The organism is Alkalihalobacterium sp. TH-98 (genome assembly GCF_057473385.1).
Window position 1 is genome coordinate 14,446 of sequence record NZ_JBYCKM010000057.1, and the last position, 24,495, is coordinate 38,940.

21 protein-coding genes and 1 riboswitch are annotated in these 24,495 nt (G+C 39.1%); of the genes, 12 read left to right on the forward strand and 9 right to left on the reverse strand.

The genetic code is table 11. The annotated features are described in order from the left end of the window. The first annotated feature begins 434 nt into the window (after positions 1-434). The 4 genes from AC2VNP_RS21495 to AC2VNP_RS21510 all read left to right on the forward strand — a co-directional run bounded on the left by AC2VNP_RS21495 (position 435) and on the right by AC2VNP_RS21510 (position 5,977). A complete protein-coding gene (locus tag AC2VNP_RS21495; protein ID WP_486919389.1) occupies positions 435-2,045 on the forward strand; it encodes a gamma-glutamyltransferase family protein in 1,611 nt (536 codons plus the stop codon). An 18-nt stretch (positions 2,046-2,063) separates the two neighbouring features. Further along, the gene (locus tag AC2VNP_RS21500; RefSeq protein ID WP_486919390.1) at positions 2,064-4,205 is read left to right on the forward strand and encodes a M20/M25/M40 family metallo-hydrolase; all 2,142 of its coding nucleotides are present in this window, start codon (positions 2,064-2,066) and stop codon (positions 4,203-4,205) included. 1 nt (position 4,206) lies between these two features. Continuing rightward, positions 4,207-5,040 carry an N-formylglutamate amidohydrolase gene (locus AC2VNP_RS21505; RefSeq protein WP_486919391.1) on the forward strand — a complete coding sequence of 278 codons (834 nt, stop codon included), beginning with the start codon at positions 4,207-4,209 and terminating at the stop codon, positions 5,038-5,040. Positions 5,041-5,278: 238 nt separating this feature from the next. After that, a complete protein-coding gene (locus AC2VNP_RS21510) occupies positions 5,279-5,977 on the forward strand; it encodes a hypothetical protein (protein ID WP_486919392.1) in 699 nt (232 codons plus the stop codon). A gap of 392 nt (positions 5,978-6,369) precedes the next feature. On the opposite strand, the gene AC2VNP_RS21515 is transcribed toward AC2VNP_RS21510, so the two are convergent. From AC2VNP_RS21515 to AC2VNP_RS21525, 3 genes are read right to left on the reverse strand one after another with little or no spacing between them, the layout of a single operon-like run. Then, positions 6,370-7,524: a Ger(x)C family spore germination protein gene (locus AC2VNP_RS21515; protein WP_486919394.1), complete on the reverse strand. Its 1,155-nt coding sequence runs from the start codon at positions 7,522-7,524 to the stop codon at positions 6,370-6,372. A gap of 2 nt (positions 7,525-7,526) precedes the next feature. Then, a complete protein-coding gene (locus tag AC2VNP_RS21520) occupies positions 7,527-8,981 on the reverse strand; it encodes a spore germination protein (protein WP_486919395.1) in 1,455 nt (484 codons plus the stop codon). After that, complete coding sequence (locus AC2VNP_RS21525) at positions 8,947-10,059, reverse strand: GerAB/ArcD/ProY family transporter (RefSeq protein ID WP_486919396.1); 1,113 nt, start codon at positions 10,057-10,059, stop codon at positions 8,947-8,949. The genes AC2VNP_RS21520 and AC2VNP_RS21525 overlap by 35 nt, the downstream gene beginning before the upstream one ends. Positions 10,060-11,074: 1,015 nt before the next feature. On the opposite strand from AC2VNP_RS21525, the gene AC2VNP_RS21530 reads away from it, so the two are divergent. The 5 genes from AC2VNP_RS21530 (at position 11,075) to AC2VNP_RS21550 (ending at position 14,886) form a co-directional block, all read left to right on the forward strand. Next, positions 11,075-12,424 carry a YeiH family protein gene (locus AC2VNP_RS21530; protein WP_486919398.1) on the forward strand — a complete coding sequence of 450 codons (1,350 nt, stop codon included), beginning with the start codon at positions 11,075-11,077 and terminating at the stop codon, positions 12,422-12,424. Between the two features lie 8 nt (positions 12,425-12,432). After that, entirely contained in the window at positions 12,433-12,612 is a 180-nt protein-coding gene (locus tag AC2VNP_RS21535) for a hypothetical protein (protein WP_486919399.1), read from the forward strand. A gap of 447 nt (positions 12,613-13,059) precedes the next feature. After that, on the forward strand, positions 13,060-13,605 hold the full coding sequence (locus AC2VNP_RS21540; RefSeq protein ID WP_486919400.1) for a sigma-70 family RNA polymerase sigma factor: 546 nt from the start codon (positions 13,060-13,062) through the stop codon (positions 13,603-13,605). Beyond that, positions 13,598-14,323, forward strand: coding sequence for a DUF4179 domain-containing protein (locus tag AC2VNP_RS21545; protein ID WP_486919401.1), 726 nt, complete (start codon positions 13,598-13,600; stop codon positions 14,321-14,323). Before AC2VNP_RS21540 ends, AC2VNP_RS21545 begins: the two co-directional genes overlap by 8 nt. Next, positions 14,320-14,886, forward strand: a complete 567-nt coding sequence (locus AC2VNP_RS21550) for a hypothetical protein (protein WP_486919402.1) — start codon at positions 14,320-14,322, stop codon at positions 14,884-14,886. Before AC2VNP_RS21545 ends, AC2VNP_RS21550 begins: the two co-directional genes overlap by 4 nt. A gap of 246 nt (positions 14,887-15,132) precedes the next feature. On the opposite strand, the gene AC2VNP_RS21555 is transcribed toward AC2VNP_RS21550, so the two are convergent. From AC2VNP_RS21555 to AC2VNP_RS21565, 3 genes are all read right to left on the reverse strand, one after another. After that, positions 15,133-16,524, reverse strand: a complete 1,392-nt coding sequence (locus AC2VNP_RS21555; protein ID WP_486919403.1) for an amidase — start codon at positions 16,522-16,524, stop codon at positions 15,133-15,135. Further along, positions 16,517-16,708, reverse strand: coding sequence for a hypothetical protein (locus AC2VNP_RS21560; protein ID WP_486919405.1), 192 nt, complete (start codon positions 16,706-16,708; stop codon positions 16,517-16,519). The genes AC2VNP_RS21555 and AC2VNP_RS21560 overlap by 8 nt, the downstream gene beginning before the upstream one ends. A 99-nt stretch (positions 16,709-16,807) precedes the next feature. Further along, on the reverse strand, positions 16,808-17,308 hold the full coding sequence (locus AC2VNP_RS21565) for a spore coat protein (RefSeq protein ID WP_486919406.1): 501 nt from the start codon (positions 17,306-17,308) through the stop codon (positions 16,808-16,810). A 938-nt stretch (positions 17,309-18,246) separates the two neighbouring features. On the opposite strand from AC2VNP_RS21565, the gene AC2VNP_RS21570 reads away from it, so the two are divergent. The 3 genes from AC2VNP_RS21570 (at position 18,247) to AC2VNP_RS21580 (ending at position 21,140) form a co-directional block, all read left to right on the forward strand. After that, entirely contained in the window at positions 18,247-18,906 is a 660-nt protein-coding gene (locus tag AC2VNP_RS21570) for a DUF429 domain-containing protein (protein WP_486919408.1), read from the forward strand. 229 nt (positions 18,907-19,135) lie between these two features. Beyond that, complete coding sequence (locus tag AC2VNP_RS21575; RefSeq protein WP_486919409.1) at positions 19,136-20,686, forward strand: ATP-binding protein; 1,551 nt, start codon at positions 19,136-19,138, stop codon at positions 20,684-20,686. 10 nt (positions 20,687-20,696) lie between these two features. Continuing rightward, the gene (locus AC2VNP_RS21580; protein WP_486919411.1) at positions 20,697-21,140 is read left to right on the forward strand and encodes a YhfM domain-containing protein; all 444 of its coding nucleotides are present in this window, start codon (positions 20,697-20,699) and stop codon (positions 21,138-21,140) included. A 104-nt stretch (positions 21,141-21,244) separates the two neighbouring features. On the opposite strand, the gene AC2VNP_RS21585 is transcribed toward AC2VNP_RS21580, so the two are convergent. The 3 genes from AC2VNP_RS21585 to AC2VNP_RS21595 all read right to left on the reverse strand — a co-directional run bounded on the left by AC2VNP_RS21585 (position 21,245) and on the right by AC2VNP_RS21595 (position 23,836). Further along, complete coding sequence (locus tag AC2VNP_RS21585; protein ID WP_486919413.1) at positions 21,245-21,733, reverse strand: sigma-70 family RNA polymerase sigma factor; 489 nt, start codon at positions 21,731-21,733, stop codon at positions 21,245-21,247. Positions 21,734-22,070: 337 nt separating this feature from the next. Then, the gene (locus tag AC2VNP_RS21590) at positions 22,071-22,367 is read right to left on the reverse strand and encodes a transposase (protein WP_486919415.1); all 297 of its coding nucleotides are present in this window, start codon (positions 22,365-22,367) and stop codon (positions 22,071-22,073) included. 206 nt (positions 22,368-22,573) lie between these two features. Beyond that, positions 22,574-23,836 (reverse strand): L-lactate MFS transporter, encoded by a 1,263-nt coding sequence (locus AC2VNP_RS21595; protein WP_486919417.1) that lies wholly within the window; start codon positions 23,834-23,836, stop codon positions 22,574-22,576. Between the two features lie 193 nt (positions 23,837-24,029). Next, positions 24,030-24,224, reverse strand: a riboswitch (cobalamin riboswitch). Positions 24,225-24,495 lie beyond the last annotated feature (271 nt).

The following is a 24,495-nucleotide window of genomic DNA, read 5'->3' on the forward strand; positions in this document are numbered from 1 at the left end:
GAACGGGAGGACAGGTGAAAACTTGTTCTTCTTTATTTGGTTAAACGTTATTAGAAGCTCAAGCAACTCTTCAAAAAAGCCACTGCCTTCTATATAAAAATAAATATCACTAGGACAAGCGCATTTTGTAACCAATTTAACATAAAATAGTCTACGCTTAAGTGATTTATATTGTGGTAAAATATTCAAGAATAAGAAAATTCTTTACCCCGTTTAACTGACCTAAAACGATCACATCAAGCATTTGAGGAAGTAAAAAAAGCTAAGTGGGAGACGATTGAACACAGACTAACGTCACCACGTCCTGTGGCAACGTTTGTGAGATCCACATCTTGTGGCCCTCAATAACAACCCGATTAATTTTCAGTTGGGGATGAAGAACCCCCATTGAAAGAGTTTCACTTTATCTTCTATAGAAAGTATGGCGAACACGAATGAAAAAAACTAAAGATTATACAGCAAACAGTTTGTATGGCATGGTTTCTACAGCTTCGAAGCCTGCGACAGATGCAGGCGTTGAAATGCTTGAAAAAGGCGGAAATGCAGTAGATGCAGCCGTTGCAGCTGCTCTTTGTCTCGGCGTTACCGAACCGCAAGCTTCAGGGATTGGCGGGCAATCGATGGCATTGCTTTATTTAAAGGAAGAAGATCGCGTGTTTGCTTTAGACGGCTCTTCCCGCGCTCCTTTTAATGTTCAACCGATGAAGACACCAGAAAAACCGATTAAACTAGGACTGAAATCAACGACCGTTCCATCTACACCTGCCACTTTAGGATATATGCAAGAATCATATGGCAAGCTGACATTTGCTGAAGTTGCCGCGCCAGCGATCCGCGCGGCCAAAGAAGGCTTTACTGTTTCTCCATTGATCCACAAGTTACTCAAAAAAGAAGCAGACCATTTACGTGAAGATCCTTTCATTGTTAAGAACTACTTTGAGAATGGCGAACCGAAAAATACAGGTGAACTCATCCAGCAGCCCGAACTTGCGACCACTCTAGAAACGATGGTAGAAAGAGGTTGGCAAGATTTTTACGTAGGAACGATCGGACAACAAATAATCGAGGATATGAAAAATCGAGACGGCTTAATAACAGAAGCGGATCTATCCCAAATCCCGCTTCCAGTTGAAAGAGATGTGCTTTCGAGCAGCTATAGAGGGTACGATCTTTATACATTCCCACCTCCTGGGGCAGGACGAGTGCTCATTCAAATTTTAAATACATTAGAAAGCTTTTCTCCTGACATACTGAATACAGAGGAGCCGATTGGTGCCGTTCTCTCCGCTTTAGCGTTCCAATTTGCGCTAACGAATCGACAGAACATGCCGATCCATCCTGACTATTATTTACAAACTGTTAATAATCTCATGTTGGATAAAGAATATGCGGCAGAAGTCGCTCAACTCATTACTAGAATTGCCGAAACAAATTTACCAGATCTGTTTCCCGCACCTCCTACTTCAGGTGAAACGACCCATCTGTCAGTTGCAGACAGAGACGGAAATGCAGTAGGAATCACTCAATCGATTGAACTTGTATTTGGTAGTAAACGAATGGCTAATGGCCTAGGCTTCTTTTACAACAACTACATGAGTGCGTTTGATTATAAAAATATGACCCATCCCTATTATCTTTTACCCGGTGGAAAGCCATGGAGCAGTGTCGCACCGACGCTTATCTTTAAAGACGGTTCACCGAGATTTTTATTAGGCAGTCCTGGCAGTAGTCGCATTTCGACTTCACTGGCGCAAGTGATTACACGTTTAATTGACCGCAACGAAAACTTAGATGCAGCCATTGCCGCACCGCGGTTTCATTCTTCAGACACTGGACAGCTTTTAATTGAAAAAGCAAGATTTACTGAGGATGTCTTATCAGCACTAACAAATACCGGGTTTGAATTAAAACGAAGAGGGGCCTATAGTTTTTACTTAGGCTGTGTCCAAGGCATACAGTTTCCTGAAAAACACGGAGAACCATTTTACGGAGTCGCTGACCTACGAAGAGATGGAACAGCAAAAGGACCAGAAACATTAACATAATAGAAGGGTGAGGGCGTAATGAAAATTGCAATAGTCTACAACCGTGAAAGTCAAGCTGTTATTAATTTATTCGGAAAACAAAATCGGGAAAAATACGGTCTTGAAACGATTCGAAACATTAAGGAAGCCTTAGTTGCGGGCGGACATCAAGTTAAGACGTTTGAAGGAGATAAAAACATCATCGCGAAGCTAGAAGAATTCATGCCGTCTGTCGTATCCGGCGAACGGCCTGGTCTTGTTTTTAACTTAAGTTATGGTATTCAAGGAAAAGGTCGCTACATGCACATCCCAGGAATTTTAGAAATGCTCGGAATTCCTTATGTTGGCTCAGGACCTGAAACACACGCATTAGCACTTGATAAAGTCGTTACGAAAATGATTTTAATCCAAAGAGGACTTCCTACACCTAAATTTACCGTCATGGAAAAGCCGGACTCTCCAATCATGGATGACTTAAAATACCCTCTCATTGTAAAACCCAAAGATGAAGCAGTCTCATTCGGACTTAAAGTCGTTCACAATGAAGAAGAGCTCCGAGCAGGTGTTCAAGTGATCTATGAAACGTTCCAAGCACCGACATTAGTTGAGGAATACATTGAAGGGCGAGAAGTTAACGTTGGGCTTCTTGGAAATAATCCGGTTGAAGCACTTCTGCCCGTCGAACTGGTCTTCGGTGAGGGAGAACAGATCTATACATACGAAGATAAAAAGAACAAAAGCGGAAGAACCGTTCAAAAGGTTTGTCCAGCGCCGCTTTCTGAAGAACAAACGAAAGAAATTCAACAGCTAGCGATTGATACATTTAACGCATTAGGTTGTTATGACAGTGCCCGTGTTGACTTCCGAATCGATAAAGATGGAAAACCATATATTCTAGAAGTGAATTCGATGGCAAGCTTAGGGGCTGACGGCTCTTTTGTCTATGCCGCCGAAACGATGGGGTTAAGCTATGCTGATTTAATGAACAAGCTGATTGACATTACGAATGAACGTTATTTTGGTCCGTATTTCCTCGATAACAATATAGAAGAAGGGAAAGACCAACTAGAGCTCATTTCAACGATTACACAAAAACGCGATAAAATTGAAGCGGATTTAAAACGTTGGACAAACATTTCAAGTTGGACAGAAGATCCTGTCGGGTTAAGTACAATTCGCAGACGTTTAGAAGAGCGGTTAAAAGCATTAGACCTTAGACTTGTCGAAGAACACACGAACGGACGATCGGCTTGGACCTGGGAAACAAAAGAAGGCTTTGAAGATGGCACGTTACTCGTTATTCCAATCGACATCCCTGGAGAGCGAACAGGCTTTCCGATTCCGTACCGCACCGAGCAAGAGTGGATCTACGGGGAAGGTGTAGCTTCGAGCCGCGGAGGTCTTGTTACAATATTAACGGCTTTAGAAGCACTTGACGCACAAGGGTTGCTGTCAGAAAAGAAAGTCGGCGTCTATTTTTATTCAGATGAAGGAAGAGGAATGCGTTACAGCAACTCAACCTTACGTAAAGCAGCCCAAAAATCCAAACAGGTCATTGTACTGCAACCTGGATTTACAGATGGAAAAATTGCCGACCAACGTCGGGGATCTAAACAATATAGCATTATCGTAGAAGGCGATCCAATGCGAATTGGGAAGCAAACAAATGAAACCGATGTCCTTAGCGATTTTATTCAAAAAGCAGAAAAGCTTAAGAAATTTAGTAGTCGTAATAAAAAATTAACCGTGGCTGTTCAAGACGTACGTTCGCAGCGTTACAGTGTGTTATTGCCACACCGCGTCCATGCAACGGTAGTTGTCACGTATGTAGACGAAAAGCTAGCGGAAGATGTAGAAAAACAAATCCGAGAAACGTTTACATCTAAGTCTAGCGGCATGCGAGCTTATGTTGAAACATTAGTTGAACGTCCGCCATTATTACGTAAGCATAATAACCCGATGATTACACACCTGCAAGAGTTAAGCAGTAAATGGAACTTACCGTTTGGAATGGAGTCGAGTCTTATCGCAACGGCTGCTGGAGAAATTCCAACGAATATTCCTGTCGTGTGTGGCTTCGCACCGGCTAGTAAACATTTATATACACCTGCCGAAGCGATCCACCGAAGTGAACTAATTCAACGTTCTTTATTACTCGGGTTGTTTTTACTGGAACAATAAGATGAGCGAGATAAAAAAGAAGTTACCTATCGTGATATCAGTTCCCCACGGGGGACTGATGATCCCAACGAATTTAATCAAGAAATGCTTGCTCACACCGGAGGAAGTTTTACTTGATTGTGACACATGGTCTCATGAGATTTATGACTTCAATGGAATGGTCGAAGAGTTTGTCGACACACCCATCGCGCGTATTGTTGTCGATATGAATCGTCACCAAAATGATCTGCCTCCGCAAAATCCCGATGGCGTCGTCAAAACGTTGTCTGTCGTCCAAAAGCCGGTGTGGGATACAGAAGACGGTGGTTTAACACAAGCCGAAATTCAGGTTTTGATGGATGATTACTATTCTAATTACCATCAACAGCTTGAGGCAGCAGCCAACAACCCGAACGTTGTGTTAGGAATCGATTGTCATACGATGCTTGATGTCGGTCCCGTCGCTATAGGAGAAAATTGGGAAAAGCGCCCTTTGTTTTGTCTCGGTAACCGCGGGTCTGAAACCGGCCACTCAAAAGGCGAGCCGATCACAGCACCCGTTGAAATGATGGAAAAACTGAAGCGCTTGCTAGAAGATAAATTCAGTGACTACAAAGCCGAAGCCGAAGGTATGCCAATCGTCACACTCAATCAACCATTTGCTGGCGGTTATATTACGAAATATCACGGGAACAAAGGTAACATCCCGTGGATCCAACTAGAGATCAACCGCCGCATGTATTTACCTAAGCTATCCGAAAAACTAAAAGTCATCCCGCCCAAGGAGACACAAATCAAACTGAAAAAGTTCCGTGATGATTTGTATGAAGTTTTTAAAGAATTGGTGGAGGAGTAGAGTATAGATTAATCTGATCACCAACACACGAAGAAAGTTTCAATTGAGTTCCCGTTACTATTGAAAACCTAAAATAAAAGACTTAAAAAAGGCTATCAACGTACCGCCCCCAAAAGTTAGAGTAGAAACTAACTGTTGGGTTTTTTTTAACTGATATTAAATTTATCCTTTACACATTCAATTTCCAATATGGTTAAATATGCATATAGCGCTAATTTCTATGCTATTAGGAGGGTGTATGAGAGCCTGTACAATACAAAACCGTCTTAAACGATATCTATTAGATCTACTCCAATTATTAAAAGTAGAAGAATTAGAGTTGCCCGAGCAAGCAAAGAAAGAGTTTGATAACATTTTTGAAAATTCCATATTAGCAGCTGAAGGTAAGTATATTCCTTATCGTAGTGACTACCCAATCTATCAATTTTTAAATTATCTCATTGAGAATAAAAATGTATTAGTGCATGGTTCTAATAACCCCGTGATTGATAGCTTCGAACCAAAAGATAGTACGCTATTTAATGGGAAGCCAATAAAAGCTGTGTTTGCCGCAAGCGATGGCGTATGGTCCTTATTTTTTGCTGTTAAAAATCGAAAAGACTATGCAAACTATAAACGTTCACTAAGAAATCTTTGCTTGACGGTTCCAACAAAGAAAGGCATCAGACGTTACTATTATTTTTCTATTAATAATGAAGACGTCGAGGACGTTTGGACATCTGGTACTCTTTATATTTTGCCTAAAGATAAGTTTAAGCCAGCTGGAATTAGCGATGAGTGGGTATGTGAACAAAATGTAAAGCCACTAGCGAAACTATCCGTGACACCAACGGATTTCCCTTTTTTAGAGAACATCCGAACACACGCAGAGACTGAGTCTATTATAAAAACCATATTAAAAGCATTGTTTTTTAAAAGTAACAACAAATCAAAATAGTTATTTCAAACCTTTTGAACATTGCGTTACTGAAGCGGACTCAGAAGCCCTTATTTGTGACAATACCAGTGATTTCTAGAGTTTACCGGACTGAGAGGACCTTATTCTCTGAAATAACCATCTTTCACACAGTGAAAGTGACAAATAACGGCCTCTCAGTCATCTAACATTACCAAAATGTTAGATTTAGAGGAAATAAGGGCTTCTCAGTCCCCTAAAAGTCTATCGCACCTTATTTCTGCCTGTCCTTCTCTAGTCGACTAATTCGTAAATTGTGAAATAGTTTTAAAAGAGGAAGTGGGCCCCAAGGCCTTTATTGGTGACACACAAACCACGATCTATTAAGTTTTTACCGAAATGAAAGTTCGCTCTTATTACGCCAATCACGAAAATTACTCATCCACCTGAACTTGTTTGTTTTTGAAAGCTCCTGAATGTAGCAACGTAACATCAACTACTATATCGTCTAATAGTTGCTCGTGTAAAAAATCATCATTCTTAAATTGGCTCCAGTCTTCTTTTCTTTCTTTATAAATCAAATGCTCTAAATTTAGAAAATCGATATTTTCCTCAACACCTAACTGATATAACTCCTGAATTTGCTTGGCGATACTTTCGTTTGTTTCCTGTTCCATTTCCCTTAATTTAGTCAATCCTGCTAACTCATTGCCTATACTTCCTTCACCATTCATGACAACTTGAAATTTATACGTATCTTGATGTTCTTTCAAAATAATATCAGTGTCTATATGATCCATTACAACAAGAAATTCTGCTTTTTCCTTACTAGGAACAAGTAGGGATGCGCGCATTGTTTCAGGAGCCACCCAGCGAAGTCCTTTTAATTGGTCTAAATTGAAAAATCCCTTATAATTTAAATTTTGAATAAAGTAGGCCCCATTTAATGCAAGTTTCGGCTCATCTTCTTGCCCTTGTTGCCAGTGATCCTTGTTAATAGATAATGAGGGAATATAAGTCGTCCGAGCGGGTTCGAAGATTTCTCTTCCAAATTGGTTGACCTTAATGGGTCTTACCAAAGAACTTTGCTCGAAAAGTCTTTGTGGATTGTGTAAAACCGTTTCTAGTGAAGTGCGCTCGAAAAAGCCGAGAGTTGTTAACATCTCATCTAGTGGCTCTTTTGTTGCAAATACCCATGGTGTTAATCGAAATTCATAATACCTTGTTAATCCATCAAAAATATTTTCAATTCCTTCTTCTAGAGCCGACTCACTCAGGAGAATTGTTGTCATATGAGACCAAATAAACCGATTTTGGCCTGACTCATAAACTCTAAAGAAAGCTTCAATAAAAGTAGGTCCTGTAACGTCAGAAACATAAGTTAACGGCGGACTTTCCTGACCTTCTGTACTAGCAACAGATGCTAAGTTAATTAATTGAATAAATAAATGGTACTCGCCTTCTTTAAAGTCTACACCGATGGCGGTTGCATAGTTAAGATTTTGAATTTCTTTCATATCCGTAGTACATCCAGATAAAATGAGTAATCCAATAAGGAGACTGTAAACAATTCTAGATCCTACTTTCAATTTCATTCTCTCCTTTTTCTCATCTGAATGGTAGGCGACGTAAAATCTTTTCTTTTAAATGGATTCGTCAAAAAAGCATTTAAGTAGTCCCTAAAACGTAGAGAGGAAATGGGTTCAAGATAAGATAGGCGAAACGATTCTAATTGTGCTAAATAAATAATAATACTTAAAAAAGTAAGGACAAATCCATATACACCTAAAAAGAGGGAAATGATCATTGAGTATATACGTAAAATGGTAACAGTCCCTGTTAGTGATTGATTGACCAGAGTATAGGTTGCTACAGCGGATATAGCGATTACAACGAGTAAGGTTGGTGAAGTTAATCCAGCTCGAATGGCAGCATCACCGATAATGAGCCCACCAACAATAGATATCGTTTGTCCTACAGCTGAAGGCATTCGAATGACAGCTTCCCTAAGAATTTCAAATAATAAGAGGATAAAAAAAGCTTCTAACGGTAATGAAAATGGTAGACCTTCACGTGATATAACAATAGTGGCAAGAAGAGAAAATGGAAGCTGATCTAAATTTACAGTCGTAATTGCAATATAAAAACCTGGAGCAAATATAGATATCGCTAACCCGATAAATCGAATTAGCCTTTGTAAAGCTACGATCGAATATGGGAAATGAACATCCTCCGGTGATTTCAACATAGCAAACAAGTTGATAGGACCGATTAAAACAGAAGGTGAACCATCTACAATCACAACGAAACGACCACGTAACAAGCATTCAATAGCATAATCTGCACGTGTAATATAGTCGAAAAGAGGAAAAATAGAAAACGTACGGTCTGAAATCCATTGTTCTAACTGACCCGAACTCAATAAACTTTCTGTTTCCAACGTTTCTAATCGTTTTCTAATTTCCTCTAAGATTTGAGTATTTATTTTGTTGCTAAGATAAAGCAAGGATACTTTTGTTTTACTCAAACTACCTATTTCGAATTGTTCATTATGTAACGTTTCTGACTTAACTCTCTTTCGAATAAGAGAGATATTTATATGCAGTTCCTCTGTAAAACCATCTCGAGGCCCCTTTAAAGAAATTTCAGTTTTTGATTCCTCAGGTGACCTTGATGGGACCTTAGAAATATCAACTGCATAAACATGTGAATCTTGATTAATGTAAAAAATTAAAAATCCTGAGAAGACTTTATCAACGATTTCCTCCATATTATCAACTAATTTAATCGGTGGTAAATCTTTCTTATCTTCCTCAAGACCTTCCACTATATAAGCTGCTATTTTATTAAAATAGTCATTAAGCTGAGTCATATCCACCATACCTTCACAAATAAAGGCGGTTACATCCGGTTGTTTTTCAATAGGTAAAAATGAAATATCTGCTGAACTTTCAAAAAAAGATTTTAAGTCTTCTTTAACTAATTCTCCCTTGCTTAACATTTCATTAATTTTAGTAATTTTCATCTGTTGTTCGTTGTCTCTCATAACTTTGGGGACCCTTTCTTTTTGTGAAATAACCTACAGTTAAAAGTGTTAAAGTAATCCCTATACCAAATAAAACGACGAAAGGATAGAAATAATTTCTTAAAATGGTTTGCATCCAAATATCACTAACATGAAAAAACATGACTAAAGAATAAACAACAGCAGTCGAGATGATATATAACCGTTTTCTCTTAACCGTGCGAAGCTTAAAAATATTGCCAACCAAATAAAAGCAGAGTGATATTCGAATCACAGCACCACATAGTAACTGAAAGACGGCTAATGCATCAACGTGTGATATATGTTCACCTAATTCAACTAAACGCCACTGTTCAAAAGCAGGAAACCGTAAATCAGCTGCAATATTAGGACCAAATGCCACAATCGAACCTATCGTTGGTCCAAGTACCAGTCCTGTTAATAAGGTAATTAAGATAAATATAAATAAAAAGGAGACCGGTTTATTAAAGTATTGCTGCAGTAAAAAAAGAATCAATAAATCAACACTTCCCCCTAGAACAATAAGTACACCATGAACGATAGAAACATGATCCGTATCAAATAGAGGGAATAAAAAAGAATAATCTTTTTTATCCATTGTCGTAATTGCCACGAAATGCCCAAGAGCCCATACAATCGGTAAAATTAATGCTGATGTATAGACAATGGTTTTAAGAGATGTCGTAGCGGCCCATATACATAAAAAGAGAAAAGGGATAACGAGATATCCTGTAGGCGTCAATGGCAGAAAATAAATTTTCACGGATACGACTAAATCATAAAAAGAAATAAAGCCAATGATTATAATATATAAGAAAAATAACAAGAGAATAATATTCGAAACCCCTTTACCGACTCTCAGATGTAACCAGTCTCCCAAAGGGGCTCTCTCAGGATTCTTTTTGAATATAGATGAAAGGATTTTACCCCATAAAAGAAGAATAATATAACTGATTAAGACACAAATCCAAGCATCACGCTTTGCGACACTTAATAAATGCGGAATGATTAACACGTGATTGGAAATGCCAATAAAAAGAAGTAATACAAATGTTATTTGGATACGTGAGAAGGTCAAATCAGATCCTCCAGTATATTTGTTTCAGATAGTGTTTGTGAAAAATTTCTATTTTATGTATTGGCATACAAGCCATCAAAGCCCACTGTAGAAAAAGTAACGCAAGGTGAAATCAGGAACAATATCGTGAAAAAGGTAGGTTGCATTTGTCTTGTTGAATTTTCTGATGAAATGTAATCGTACACATTAAAGTTACAAACTAGATTAGAGGGGATGCAGGAGAATTGAGTTGAAATATTGAAATCTTTCGTTTTATATACACATTAGCTATCATACTAATCGTTATCTTAACCATCGCGATCTATTTAGTAATTGTGGCGTTACAAGGGATGTTGTTTGTATCTGAAGACTACATGATGTGGATTTTTAAATATCCTGTTTCAAGGTTCGTGCTTGTTTACGAAATCCTCCTCATTATAAGTTTTTTTATATATTGAACCGGCGCACGAAAAATTCAGTCTTTCCCTCTAGTGCAAGCCAAACGGCCTCTTTCGTTAACCGAATCTCCTAGTTTTTCCCTCTAGCGCTCACCAATCGGCTTCTTTCGTTAACCGAATCTCCTAGTTTTTCCCTCTAGCGCTCACCAATCGGCCTCTTTCGTTAACGAGATCTCCTAATTTTTCCCTCTAACGCTCACCAATTGGCCTCTTTCGTTAGCTGATTCCCCTAAATTTCCCCTCTAATGCAACCGAATACGGAAAAATCGAGAATACAAATTAAAGAAACAGAAGGCTAGGAGATCATCGGATTTCCTAGTTTTTTTGCCATGGTCATCATTGGCTTATGTTCAATTTCCGTATAAATACGAAGATGAAAGTCTATCAAACTTGTAATCAATCGAACGAGAATGGAAAAAATAAAATGAAATTCCAAAAAAAGTATTGACACATATCAAAGTATAGTAATATTATAAAACGTATAAGATTACTCGGATATAAAAGTACTGACTGGAAAACCAGAGGTCCTTCTTCCTGTTAGAGTGAATGACAACATTATATTGTAGGGGGATCATCGAATGTTACCGAATTTAAAAGATAAACAACAAGAAGGAAACGTACCTTCAAATGAAGAAAAGAAAAGAAGTTGGAACACTGAAGATTGGTGGGCCGTTTGGTTAGGTTTTGGCGTTATATTTTTAGTTCTTATCAATTTTATACCTAAACCTACATTACCCGCTCGATGGGGCTCAGGGGATCAACAAGGGATTTTAAACACGATACCGAGTGATGGTGTCATACCTGTTGTCATTACCGGAATTATAACGTTATTCATTTTTTACGTAGCGATTCGATTTTTAAAAAAGGAAATTAGTAATCAGTTTCTAGTGGCATTTCCAGTTCTTTTTGCATTAACTTTACTTGCTTACGTACTTGGACAGTATGGACCTTGGCGTCATTACGGGTTCAACGATGTCATCTGGGCGTTAGCGATCGGGTTATTTATAAGTAACGTTTTAAAAACACCGGCGTTTTTAAAAAGCGTTCTGCATACCGAACTGTATATTAAAGCAGGGTTAGTTTTACTAGGAGCTTCAATTTTATTTGATCGTATGTTAGCTCTTGGTATGTTAGGCGTAGGAGTCGCTTGGGTTGTCACCCCGATTGTCATTATTGTCATGTACTGGTTCTCACAGCGTTACTTAAAGATGAACGACCAAAAAGAATTAGCTATAACCATTTCATCAGCAACAGCAGTTTGTGGTGTATCTGCAGCAATTGCATCGGGAACTGCAGCAAAGGCGAAGAAAGAAGAGATTACACTGGCAATTTCGATCACATTGATTTTTACAATCTTAATGATGTTAGGTATGCCTGCACTTGTTCGATTGTTCGGAATCGACCCGATTGTAGGAGGAGCTTGGCTTGGTGGTACGATTGATGCAACAGGGGCAGTAGTTGCCGCCGGTTCTTTACTAGGCGATGAAGCTATGGAAGTCGCTTCGGTCATTAAGATGGTACAAAACATTTTAATTGGATTTGTTGCGGTGGCGATTGCCATTTTCTTCGTATCACGAGTTGAAAACAAAGGAACGACTAGCAAGAAGAAAGTTTCAGGAAAAGAAATTTGGGTGCGCATGCCAAAGTTTATTTTAGGATTTATCGGTGCCTCACTGATTTTCTCATTCCTATTGCCGGATCAAACGGTTGAAGCAGCCTTACCAACCATCGATGGCTATCGTGGCTTATTTTTTACACTAGCGTTTGTCAGCATTGGGTTAGAGTCCAACTTTAAAGAACTAGCTAAAGGGGTTCGAGGTGGAAAACCTATCATTCTATACATCGTCGGACAGCTATTCAATATTATCTTAACGTTACTTGCAGCGTGGGTGTTCTTTAGTGGAACGTTCTTCACACTACCATTCTAGGGGATGTAATGATGAAAAAATTCGTGAACTTATTAGGCTTTGCCGTCGTTATTTTTGTCGTGACGTCTGTATTGCACCACTTACCTGGAGCACCTTCAGATGAACCTGGGGCAGGCGACATCTGGTGGATGAATGTTCCTGAGATTAATGAGATGTATGAGAAAATGAACGAGAAAACGCAGGGATAGGAAGATTGGAAGAACAAAATAAGCATAAGGCTGTGTTTAAGAATTAAACTTAGACACAGTCTTTTTTCTGCTCGATCTACACAGCGTATAATGCTTGTATATTTAAACGATATTCTCATTCGATTTATCCAGTTTCAGGAAAATTCCGACGATATAACTCATTTTCATGCCCGGTTTATCCAGTATAAGGTAAAATGAGGTCATAAATCTCAAATCCATGCCCACTTTCTCCATTTTTGGGAAAATACGGGCCACAAACACATTTTTCGCACCCTATATATCCATTATTAGGAAAAAACAGCTCAAAAAAATCATTTTAACAACAATAGCGTCGGCCCAGAACGTAGTCCCAATTACCGAAGAATCTATTAAAAAAATTTTATATAAAAAAATGAACTTTCTTCAAAGCTGAGGACTCTTATAGGGGAGAGGGAGAGAGGTGAAGGCATGAAAGTCATTCGATTAGTAAAAAAAGCGAAAAAAGGAAACAAAGAAGCATTGCTCCAATTAATTATGGCTGAAAAAGACCTGTACTACAAGCTAGCTCTCACCTACATGGGGAACTCACACGACGCCATGGGTGCGATGGAAGAAATGATCGTAGCACTTTATGAAAAAATCGATCAACTAAAAAAAGAAGACGCGTTCTATAGTTGGAGCAAAACGATCTTAGTGAACTGCTGTAAAACACTGCTCCGTAAGCAAAAAAAAATCGTACTCATTGAAGAATGGAATACGCCGATTGAAAGTGAAACGGGGCATGCGCTAAATGTGAACCCGTATGTTCGGACAGAACGGCAAATCGACATTCAACAACTGTTGCTTCATTTAAATGACCATCAGCGAGAGGCGATTCAATTAAAATATTTTCACGACCTCGACTATCAAACGATAGCAGAGATGACGAATGTGTCAGTTGGAACGGTGAAATCGAGAGTTTTTCAAGGACTAAAAAAACTAAGAGAGCACTATGGGGGTGAGATGGATGAGTAATATCGAAAAGCATTTAAAAGAAGAAAAAGAACGGTTGGACCACATGACAGCACCAGCTGAATTAGAAGCGAGATTAAGAGGGGCACTAGAGAACCGAACGCCAGTTAAAAGAACGAAACGCAAAACACCGTTTATCGGTGCTGCAGCTGTCGCCTTACTTTTCATGGTCATTGTTGGCTATCATTACAATGGATTTGCTTATTACGGGAAGAAATTGTTTGGTTTTGATGAAGTCATCACAGGTACATTAAAAGAACTAAATGAAGATGAGATGGGCCAAATCATAGATAAGCACAAGCAATTAGCAGACGGAACGGTGTTCACAGTGGACGGAGTTATGACCGATGCCAATCAGCTGATCCTGTATTATACATTAACCAATCCGAACGGTCTTTCTTATGAAGATCATTTCCGGTTTTACCGAATGACTGGCTTTTTAACCAACTCCCATGCCGTTGGAGGTCAATCTTTACTCAATGAAGAGGAGAATGAAATCAAAGGAATGTTGTCATTTGAACCCGTTAGTCCTTTTACAAAAGAATTAACCTTGCACTTTTCTAACCAATGGCAAAATGGACAATTCATCGAAGACACCCTTTTTTCCCGTACAATCCAAATCAAGCGATGCAAACTGAGTTTAAACAGTCGATTCGAAAGTCCGTTAACGTCGACCAAGGAAGAGTTACCTTTCATTCGATTACAGCAACACCGACAATGACGGTGATTGATGGAAAGTTACAAGTTGACAATTATGATCGCGTCAACTATGCGTTAGGAGGTGTTGATTTAGTCGCTAATGGTGAAGTTTTACAACAACTAGGGGGCGGAAGTACATCGACTATAAGAGGCTTTAATTTTGATATCCGCTTTGACGCCTTACCGCAGCCATTACAGTCACTTGAACTCGTTATGCGAGAGTTTGTCGGCTATGAAAAGCTGGAACAAACAGTTAACCTTGGAACGATCGACAAAGATCCAATTCCTCTTCATGACGGGAAATCATTATGGATCATTGACATGTCAACTACTTCAACCGGAGTAGAAATGACGATTGCAACTGAAGGCGACGTAATGCTGGACGGTGTCTCTATAAAAGCAGGGGATCAAGATACAGAATTACGGACGATCGTCAACCAAACCGAATTCAAACTAGATGATGGAACGCTTCTAAAACAACGAACCTTGTTGTTTGACACCATAGACAAACCTGAATTTCTAATCATAGAAGGAATGCACTACATGAAACGATACAACGAGACCATTGATATACCCATAAATTAAAATAGTAATAATCGGTACCAGGTACCTGTCCACTGGTACCTGGTACCTGAAATCAACAGGTGCCAGGTGTTTTTTGTTTACTAGTTTAGAAAATTTTCACTAGAAGAGATCTATACTACAATTTCCCTTTCCAAGTGACTAGAATTTGTTTAGCAATTCAAAGTAAAATAATTAAACCGCCCATTCATGCCGCTCAAAGCATAGATGGGCGGTTTTTAAGTTGAAAACGGTCGCACCGTGCTGCCTTTACGAATTAATAGTTATATTTAGAGGGTTTACTTTTTCCCATTCACTTCCCACTTGTAATAATCGTTTTTCAGTAAAATGATTTCCGATCAATTGCATTCCAACCGGAAGCCCTTCCGAACACAACCCGATCGGTACTGACAAACTCGGGGCACCCGTTAAGTTCGGTGGAGAAGTAAACGGCACACCACCTCTCGTTACTTCTAAGTTTTGCTCAACCCAATTTTTCTGGAAAGCCGGGGTAGTGATTGGAATGGTGGGTCCAATTAATACGTCAACGTCTTCAAACGTTTTCTTTAGGGCTTCTGTTAAAACTCGACGAACTTGCTGTGATCTAACGTAATGCGGGGAATTCGTCATCACTCCTGTTTTGAAGAATATACGTACATCATCAGCATACTCTTCAGATCGTGTTTGTAACCATTCATAGTGATACGTAGATGCCTCACCGATTGTAATAACATAACCGGCAAAAGTAGACATCGATAGTTCTGGTATATCAATGTCCATAACCGTCGCACCCATCGTTTCTAAGGTTTTAGTTGCCTTCTTAAACAAGATCTCCACATCACGGTCCAACCCTTGCATGTAATAGGAAGGTACTCCGATTTTCAATCCATCGATTCCTTTATTTAGATTTTCTGTGTAATCGGGGATCCGTGTTTTAATACTGCCAGGATCTTTTGGATCATAGCCCGCCATCACATTTAACATTAAGGCTAAATCAGAAACGGAACGTGCCATTGGACCAGCGTGATCTAGTGACCAAGCTAACGGGGCAACGCCTTTTGTACTCACTAAACCATAAGTAGGCTTTAAGCCGTACACGCCACACATCGAAGCGGGCACACGAATGGATCCAAATGTATCCGTACCTGTAGCAAGCGTCGCTAATCCCGCTGCTAGTGCAGCACCACTTCCGCCACTTGAACCACCAGGACTATAATTAACGTTCCAAGGGTTTCTGGCATTTCCATAGACAGGGTTCGTATTGGTTATGCCGCCACCAAACTCATGCATATTCAGTTTCCCTAACATTACTCCACCAACTGCCATCAATTTTTCAACAGCTGTGGCGGTTTCGTCCGGGATAAAATCAGACAAAATCTTTGAGCCTGCGGTCGTACGAATCCCTTTCGTATAGTAATTGTCCTTAATACCAATAGGAATCCCGTGAAGAGGCCCTTTGTATAAGCCATTCATGATTTCTTTCTCAGCATGAGCCGCTTGTTGAAGAGCTTGTTCCGGAAGTGTCGTAATGTAAGCATTGACGCTTTGATCAATAGTTTTGATCCTCTCAAGTATTGAGTGAGTCAGTTCGGTAGGGGAAATTTGTTTGGACTCGAGTAAGGGTCCAAGTTCCGTGGCGGTTAGGGAATATAGATCAGTCATGACGGATCAGCTCCGGATCCACAATAGTCATCGGCACTTCTTCATTCAAGTCCAGTTGAATTTGTAACGGCTCCTGAGCTTGCAGGATCGTACGATAGACGTGTTGAATATACGGAAGGTCTGCTTCTTGAACAGGCATTCCGTTTACGTGCAAACTTTGCCTAATAAATGTATTTAGATCCATCTATCTCACTCCTTCTTATGCTATGAAGATAATCGTTAGTACTGCAAAAAGGGGAGTATCAAATCGAAGTGGCCATCGTTTGATACTTCCCTCAAGTTTTTAAAGAGATAAAGCCTTGTTTGCCAGCTCTACATCATTTTCAAGTATTTTTCTGAAGTCATATGAAGGATATAGACTACGGCGGTACATATAATTAAAAGCTTTGGCGTGTGTATCGATTGCCTTCATCAAGTGCTGTCTTAATACTTTGCGTACAGCCGGTGTTGCGGTTTCGGTAATAGCTATGGAATAATTTCGAACAGAAGTCTTTGCTAATGCAAGCAGATCCCCAGCATAGAACGGTAGTAAATCCTGACGCTCTTCAGCATTTCGCTTAGGGGTTGGGGCTAATGGGTAGAACTCCAAAAGCTCACGAAGATTCGTACTGATTCCGTCAATCGTCTCAGAATAAAGTTTTCTTAAATCTGGATCGGTTACTTCACCAATTGCTTTTTTTAACTTCATAAGACCGACGGATTGAAAAGCGACTAATTCATGGATCTCCAACGTTTCATGCCATGCAAGGTGGCGTGGTTGTTGCATATGACCAGTATGTTCCATTTTTCTCCTCCTATAAATGTCATCGATTTAAGCTATTCATTTTAGAGGAAAACGGGACTTTGTCTATTGAGTTTTTTGCGAATTTAGGGAACTGTTAAGGACTATTGAGAGAATGGGTGTAACTAAAAGCCCCGAATGGTTTGCGCTTGAGGAAAAATCTAGGAGAACTGAGTAACCAATAGCCCTGATTGATGTGCGGGAGAGGGAGGGGAAATTTAGGAAATACGTGAACGAAACGGCGCGAATCGTGAGCGGCAAAGGGAAAAATTAGGAGAATACATGAACGAAACGGTGCGAATCGCGAGCAGAAAAGGGAAAAATTAGGACAAATCGTGAACGAAACCGTGCAAATCGTGAGCGGTAAAGGGAAAAATTAGGAGGATGCGTGAGCGGAACAGCATGAATTGTGAGCGGTAGAGGGAATATTTAGGAGAATACATGAACGAAACGGTGCGAATCGCGAGCAGTAAAGGGAAAAATTAGGAGAAATCGTGAACGAAACCGTGCAAATCGTGAGCAGTAAAGGGAATAATTAGGAGAAATCGTGAACGAAACGGTGCGAATCGTGAGCGGTAAAGAGAAAAATTAGGAGAATACATGAACAAAACGGTGCGAATCGTGAGCGGTAAAGGGGAAAATTAGGAGAAATCGTGAACGAAACCGTGCAAATCGTGAGCAGTAAAGGGAAAAATTAGGAGGATGCGTAAACGAAAAGTCGTGAATGGCATGCGGTAGAGGGAATCTCTAGGAAAATCAAGCAACCAATAACATGAGTTAATCCAACCATAAGAAAATAACAAGAGAAACCGTAAACCGTTACATTCTATTATCCTCATAAGTTTAAATTTACAACTATATTACTTGAGAGAGAAACTCAATAAGCCTAAAATCAATATATACCATTAATATATACAGCATAAATAAAAGAGGAGAATATTATGATTGTCATTGGCATTGATTTATCCGGTCCTAGCAACCATAAAAATACTGTGATGACAGTGTTTGAAACGGAAGGGACTCAATTAAAGTTTTGTAAACTGGTTAGAAACGTAAGTGACCTTATGATTTTAAATGAAGTGATCGCACAAAGTGAACGCGATGAAATCGTGGTTGGTATAGATGCGCCTTTATCTTATCAAGATGGGGGCGGTGATCGAGAAAGTGATCGACTGCTCAGACAGTTTATCATTTCTTTAGGCATGAAATCTGGTTCAATTATGGCACCGACCTTCAATCGAATGGTGTATCTTTCGCTGCGCGGCATTAAGCTTAGTCGTGAAATAGAAAGGCTGAGGACGACGAATCACATCTCAATGGTAGAGGTTCATCCAGGAGCTGTTATTGGCTCGAGACTTCCACAAATAGAAATAGAACGGATTTTAACCTATAAACAGAATATAGAGGAGCGCCGCAATTTAAGAGGGTGGTTTTATAAGCAAGGGATCCTCGGGTTACCAAACTATATCGAGGATGAAAGTCATACGATTGATTCCGTTGCCGCTGCTTTGGGTGCTTGGCATTGGAAGGATCCCGCATTTCAACCTCAATGGATCTATCTCGCCAACACCCCCCTGCATCCCTATGACTTTTGCTGTTAAAAAATAGACCAATGTGCGAACAGGTAAGAATATCTAAATATAGTAAAATAGATACATATAATTACAATTTATTTATTATCGTGATATGATTAAGTCTTAAATAACATTCAATTACTAAGTGTTCAAGATAACTTGATATAGATAAAGCACTGTATTGAGTTAAAATAACAAATACTATTAGCGTTAGCATCTAAATATAATTCAAACTTTAAAAGGACGGAAATAAAACATGGTAAAAGATTATCTTGCTGAGGTGAAAGCTCGTTGTCTTGAATATGGCCTTAACCCGAATGAAATTCCTTCATTTGATAAAGTATCAACAGAGGAATTGACGGCAGTACACCAGCAATATGCAGATACATTAGCCGTCATAAAGGAATTTATTAATAAATTTCTAGAAAAAACAAAAGGAATCCCATTATTAGTGACTGTCACAGATGACAAAGGCACGTTTATCGAATATATGGGTGACGAAAGTTTAAGTGCTACAATCGTTGAACAAGCTGGCCTGCAAAAAGGGATCCAATTTACAGAAAGAAAAGCGGGCGTAAGCTCAGTGCTTGCGGCAATCGAACTTCAGAAACCCATTCAACTGTTAGGGGCCGATCATTACCACCATTTTCTTCATAGCGCGGCATGTTATAGTGTGCCATTATATGTTAATGGTAGATTGATAGGGACGGTTTCGGTTATGACGTTTTTAGATTTTGGCCATCCGATGATCCTGACGACACTTGAAACGGTTGTTGATTCCATTCAAAGAGAACTAGATTTACGTGAAGAAAATCGTTATTTAGATAAAATGAATCAAATGATGTTAGAGCAATCTAATATCGGGTATATTGTCATTGACAAAAAAGGAAAAGTGGTCAAAGTTAATCCGAAAGCTAATTCATTACTATCAAGAGTGCAAAAAGAGTGTCGCTACATCCAGGAAATTGAGCCCTTAAATGACCTTTACAATCAATTTAAAGAGGGTAAAGCGATACAAGATTACGAGATAATCATTCAAAACCATAAAAATATCATTTGTTTAGTTGATTATTTTACTTTTCTAGAAGGTTGTTTAATCCAGATTCATGATATTACAGAGTACAAAAAAACAGAATCCTATATCCAAAATGCAGAAAAACTATCACTTGTTGGCCAATTAGCAGCAGGGGTCGCGCATGAAATAAAAAATCCTTTGACTACATTAAAAGGATTTATACAGCTAATGCAACAAGATCTGTACAAAGACTCGTATACACCTGTGATGCTTAAAGAAATTGAGCGCATTAATGAAATTGCTAATGAATTTTTAGTACTATCCAGGCCAACTGTACTCTCAAAAGAACGGTATGACATCAGAAAATTATTTGTAGAAATCGATGTTTTATTATCTAGTCTAGCCATCCAAAAAAATATAGAGTATAGACAGAACTTTAAAGAGATCCCACGGATACATTGTGACAGGAACCAATTAAAGCAAGTGATTATTAATCTATTTAAAAATAGTGTAGAAGCGCTAGATCAGAACGGACAAATTGAATTGACTGTTAGACCCTATGACTCACAAAATATTCTAATTCGTTTAGAAGATAATGGACCTGGTTTTCCTGAGCAAATACTTCATAAATTGGGCCATCCCTTTGTAACAACAAAAGAAAACGGCAACGGTCTAGGGATCATGGTGTGTAAGCGAATCATTGAAACGATCCATATGGGCCAGTTAAATATGTACAATAAAGAAAACGGCGGAGCAGTTGTCGATATAATCCTTCCAGTGAGTGGGGATTAAGGAGTACACTATGAGAATGAAAATCTACTGTACTTTAATTTTATTAGTTAGTCTCATCCTGTTGGCTGGCTGTCGTTCACCCCAGGTAGAAACAATGGATTTACTAGATCAAAAAATAGGGACAATCGAGATATCCAAAACGATAGAAACGGGTGTCATTAATGGTGATGACCTCGCAACGTTAGAAGACCAACAATCGATAAAGATCGTTGAAAAAACGATTCGGTCAGCCATACAAAAAACTTCTAATGTTAACGTCAAAGAAACGCTCCCTGATTTTAATCTCATTGTAAACTATAAAAAAGGGTACCCGAGTCATCCGATTCATGTCTGGCTTGGAGAAGAGAGGGAGGAAAGCACACTCACCTACATCTTTGGTGAACTGGAAACCTACATGACTTCGCCAGAACAGACCAATGAACTGCGACAACTTCTCTTGACCATAGAGCAGTAATCAAAACAAAAGCCTTCACTTTGTTCAATCTCCGTAAAGTGAGGGCTTTCATTATTTCCTAAATTATAAACGTAAGATACATTAAACGGTATCCCATACATAAATTACACAATCTTCATTTTCAATTTTTTGATCGCCGCTTTCTTCCAGCTTCTTACTGTATGGACGCTGACATTGTAATCTTTTGCGATCTCAGATGTCGTCTTCCCTTCTAAAATCGTCTCTTTGATCCACGTCTGTTGCCGTTCTGAAACAGTCTCCATGTAACATTCGATAATCTCAACCTCGAGCATAGATGCATTCCGTTCATCAACGATATAATGAAAACTTTCATCTGTCACATGATGTCTAGCAGCATACGTTTTTTCTTTCGATAATTCGGTCAGTAATCGCCCGCGGACGGTATGAATAGCAAACGTAGCAAAATTGCCTTTTTCCGGATCAAAACGTTTGTACGCTTCCCATAACGCGATCATTCCTAGTTGGTAATAATCATCATAATCTTTATGAATTTGGAGCTGTTTTAATTGTTTTTTCACGATCGGGGCATAACATTCAATCACTTCATCAACTGTTAATTGGCTTTCTACCACAAACATTCTCCAATAGAAAACGCGCGTTCTCAACTATTCCGCCGGTACCTTTAATTTAAAAGATTACTACAATACGGTCACACTTTAAAAATTCAGGGTTGACCAGTGAAAATTCAAAAAACGCTTAGTGAAATTTGAAAAATGGACAGTGGAAACGAAGAAATCAACGTTTTTATTAGTAAATGAGAATTCAAGTGAGCGATAAAGATGCAGTAAAAAAAGGGGGTATCATAAAAGAAACAGTCATCAAAAGAGATTGACAACTGCACACGAAAGTACTATTCAATTGAGAAAACATATTATCAAACTGTAGTGAATATCAGAACAAGTAAGCTCATCAGGATTGAGTCTTTTCCTCTTGAATACTCCTCATAATGACATAAACGAAATAAAGTCCCAAGTAAGATCCGGTTAATAAGAATAGCGGGTTAAGAAACAGTGCATGTATGTTCGTCATAAAAACAGTATTATCTCTTAGGACCGTATAGATTGCAAAAGAGGCTATATTTCCAAACGTCAATGCAGCAAGCAAAGCTAGCGAATGAAACAGTATACGAATTTTTGTCCACTTTTTTTGAAGAATTATCATAACAATAGGCAGCACGATACTAACAATTAATATAAGGACCTTCATCTAGCGATCACCTCTGCTTTCAGTCTAGTCGATTTTAGATAAATATAAACCAACTGAAGAAGAGAGGTTTCACCTCTTTACCCGTAAATCTTATCTTAGAAAAGATACTATAACGAACACAAACAAAGGATAGATGCATAAAATGACCTAATATATAGAAAAAGCTGGTCCAAATCGCAGTGCCATTTGAGCCAGCTCACTAATGATTAACCTACACTCTGTTCTTGTTGTTCGCGTTCTCCTTTTCGTAACTTCATAATATCATGACGCAGGAAAAGCGAAATAACAAAAGCTAACATGATCATCCCAAGAAAAACGTAAAAGACAGGAATATAACTTCCAGTTGTCGCTCGAATATTGGACACTAGTAACGGGCCTAGGATCCCTCCAAGAGACCATGTCGTTAGTAGATAGCCGTGGATGGCCCCGAGCTGTTTTGTTCCAAACAAGTCACCGATAAAGGCAGGGAGGTTCGAGAAACCGCCACCGTAACAGCTGACCACTAATAAGATGAGCGCCTGGAATAGTAAAGCACTTGTTGTAAATGGCAACGTAGCAAAAGCAATAATTTGAATGATAAAAAAGATGATAAATACATTATGACGGCCTAGATAATCTGACGCTGCCGCCCAACCCAGTCGACCGCCACCATTGAAGATCCCCATAATTCCAACCATTGTTGCTGCAGCGGCTGCCGATAATCCTACGACATCTTGTGCCATCGGTGAGGCAACGGAAATCATCATAATACCAGCACTAACGTTAATAAGCATCATTGACCATAACATCCAAAAATGTTTCGTTTTTACTGCTTGTTTGGCTGTTAGTTGGCGTAGATCTTTCTTTATCGTTTTTTCACCAGTCGATATTGCCTTAACCATACTTTGAGGCATCCAACCAGACTTTGGTGGTTCAATGTAGGAGGCACCTAACATCATTAATAGGAAATAGGTAGCTCCTAAAATATAAAATGTGTTCGTGATTGTGATCGACTCTATTAATATAGCTGCAACAGGAGCTGTTGCTAAAGCACCCGTACCAAATCCAAGAACGGCCATACCCGTCGCTAATCCGCGACGATCGGGGAACCATTTAACGAGTGTAGAAACAGGTGAAATATAACCTATTCCTAAACCTAAACCACTTAATAATCCGTATGTAAGTAGGAACAAAATTGAAGAGTCAAGAGCAACGGCAACACCTGAACCCGCTTGACCGATACCAAATAAAATAGCCGCAACAATGGCCGATTTTCTAGGGCCATTTCTTTCTACAAAATTGCCAAATAGGGCGGCAGACATCCCAGCAAGTGCCATCATAATCGTAAAAGCTAATGTAACGTTCGTTTCTGACCAACCGACCGTTTCCGTCAGCGGCCTTTTATAGACGCTATAAGCATAAGCCGCCCCAATCGAAAGGTGTATCGCAATGGCTGAAAGAGCCATTAACCATCTATTTTTTGTTTTCATATAGATCCTCCTAAACCATTAGAAAATAAGATAATTAGATTACAACCCTCCTTATTTGTATATAAAAAAATAAAAACTCCCCTTAAGCAGGAGAGTTGAACTTGGACAACACGAATAAAAGGGTTATCAACTGACAAACAAGCAAATAACCGAATTTTTGCTGCGTATCCAAATTCTCCATCCCCGAAGAAATGTGGTATTGCTCCAAAAGGCAGGTTTCCTGACTTGTGCTTCCACCTACTTTGACCCTTCCCACATCGGCGGCTTCTACCACACTAATGCAGTGGAATATGTCATTTCGTCTACACTAACAGTTGCGGGGGCAGCTCTAGATTTTCACCAGATTCCCTTTTAACCAGATTATGGCACCTTTTAGACAGATTATTTTGTGAATTACGACTATTAAAACATTAATCTCTTAATTTTGTCAATTTTTTGTCTGAATTTGTTTCCATACAAACATCTCTGAATCATGATAAATTATAGCTAAAAGAATTGTAGTGATTTAATTCTCTAAAGAAATTAGAGCATATTTCCGGCATGACAAATGCACGGGTAGAGGAACGATAGCATAATGATAGCTTCTGCTATCAGCATGCTATCATTATGTTACAAAAAGCGACAAACAAGGACTTTCAAAGGGAATTGCGCATACAATA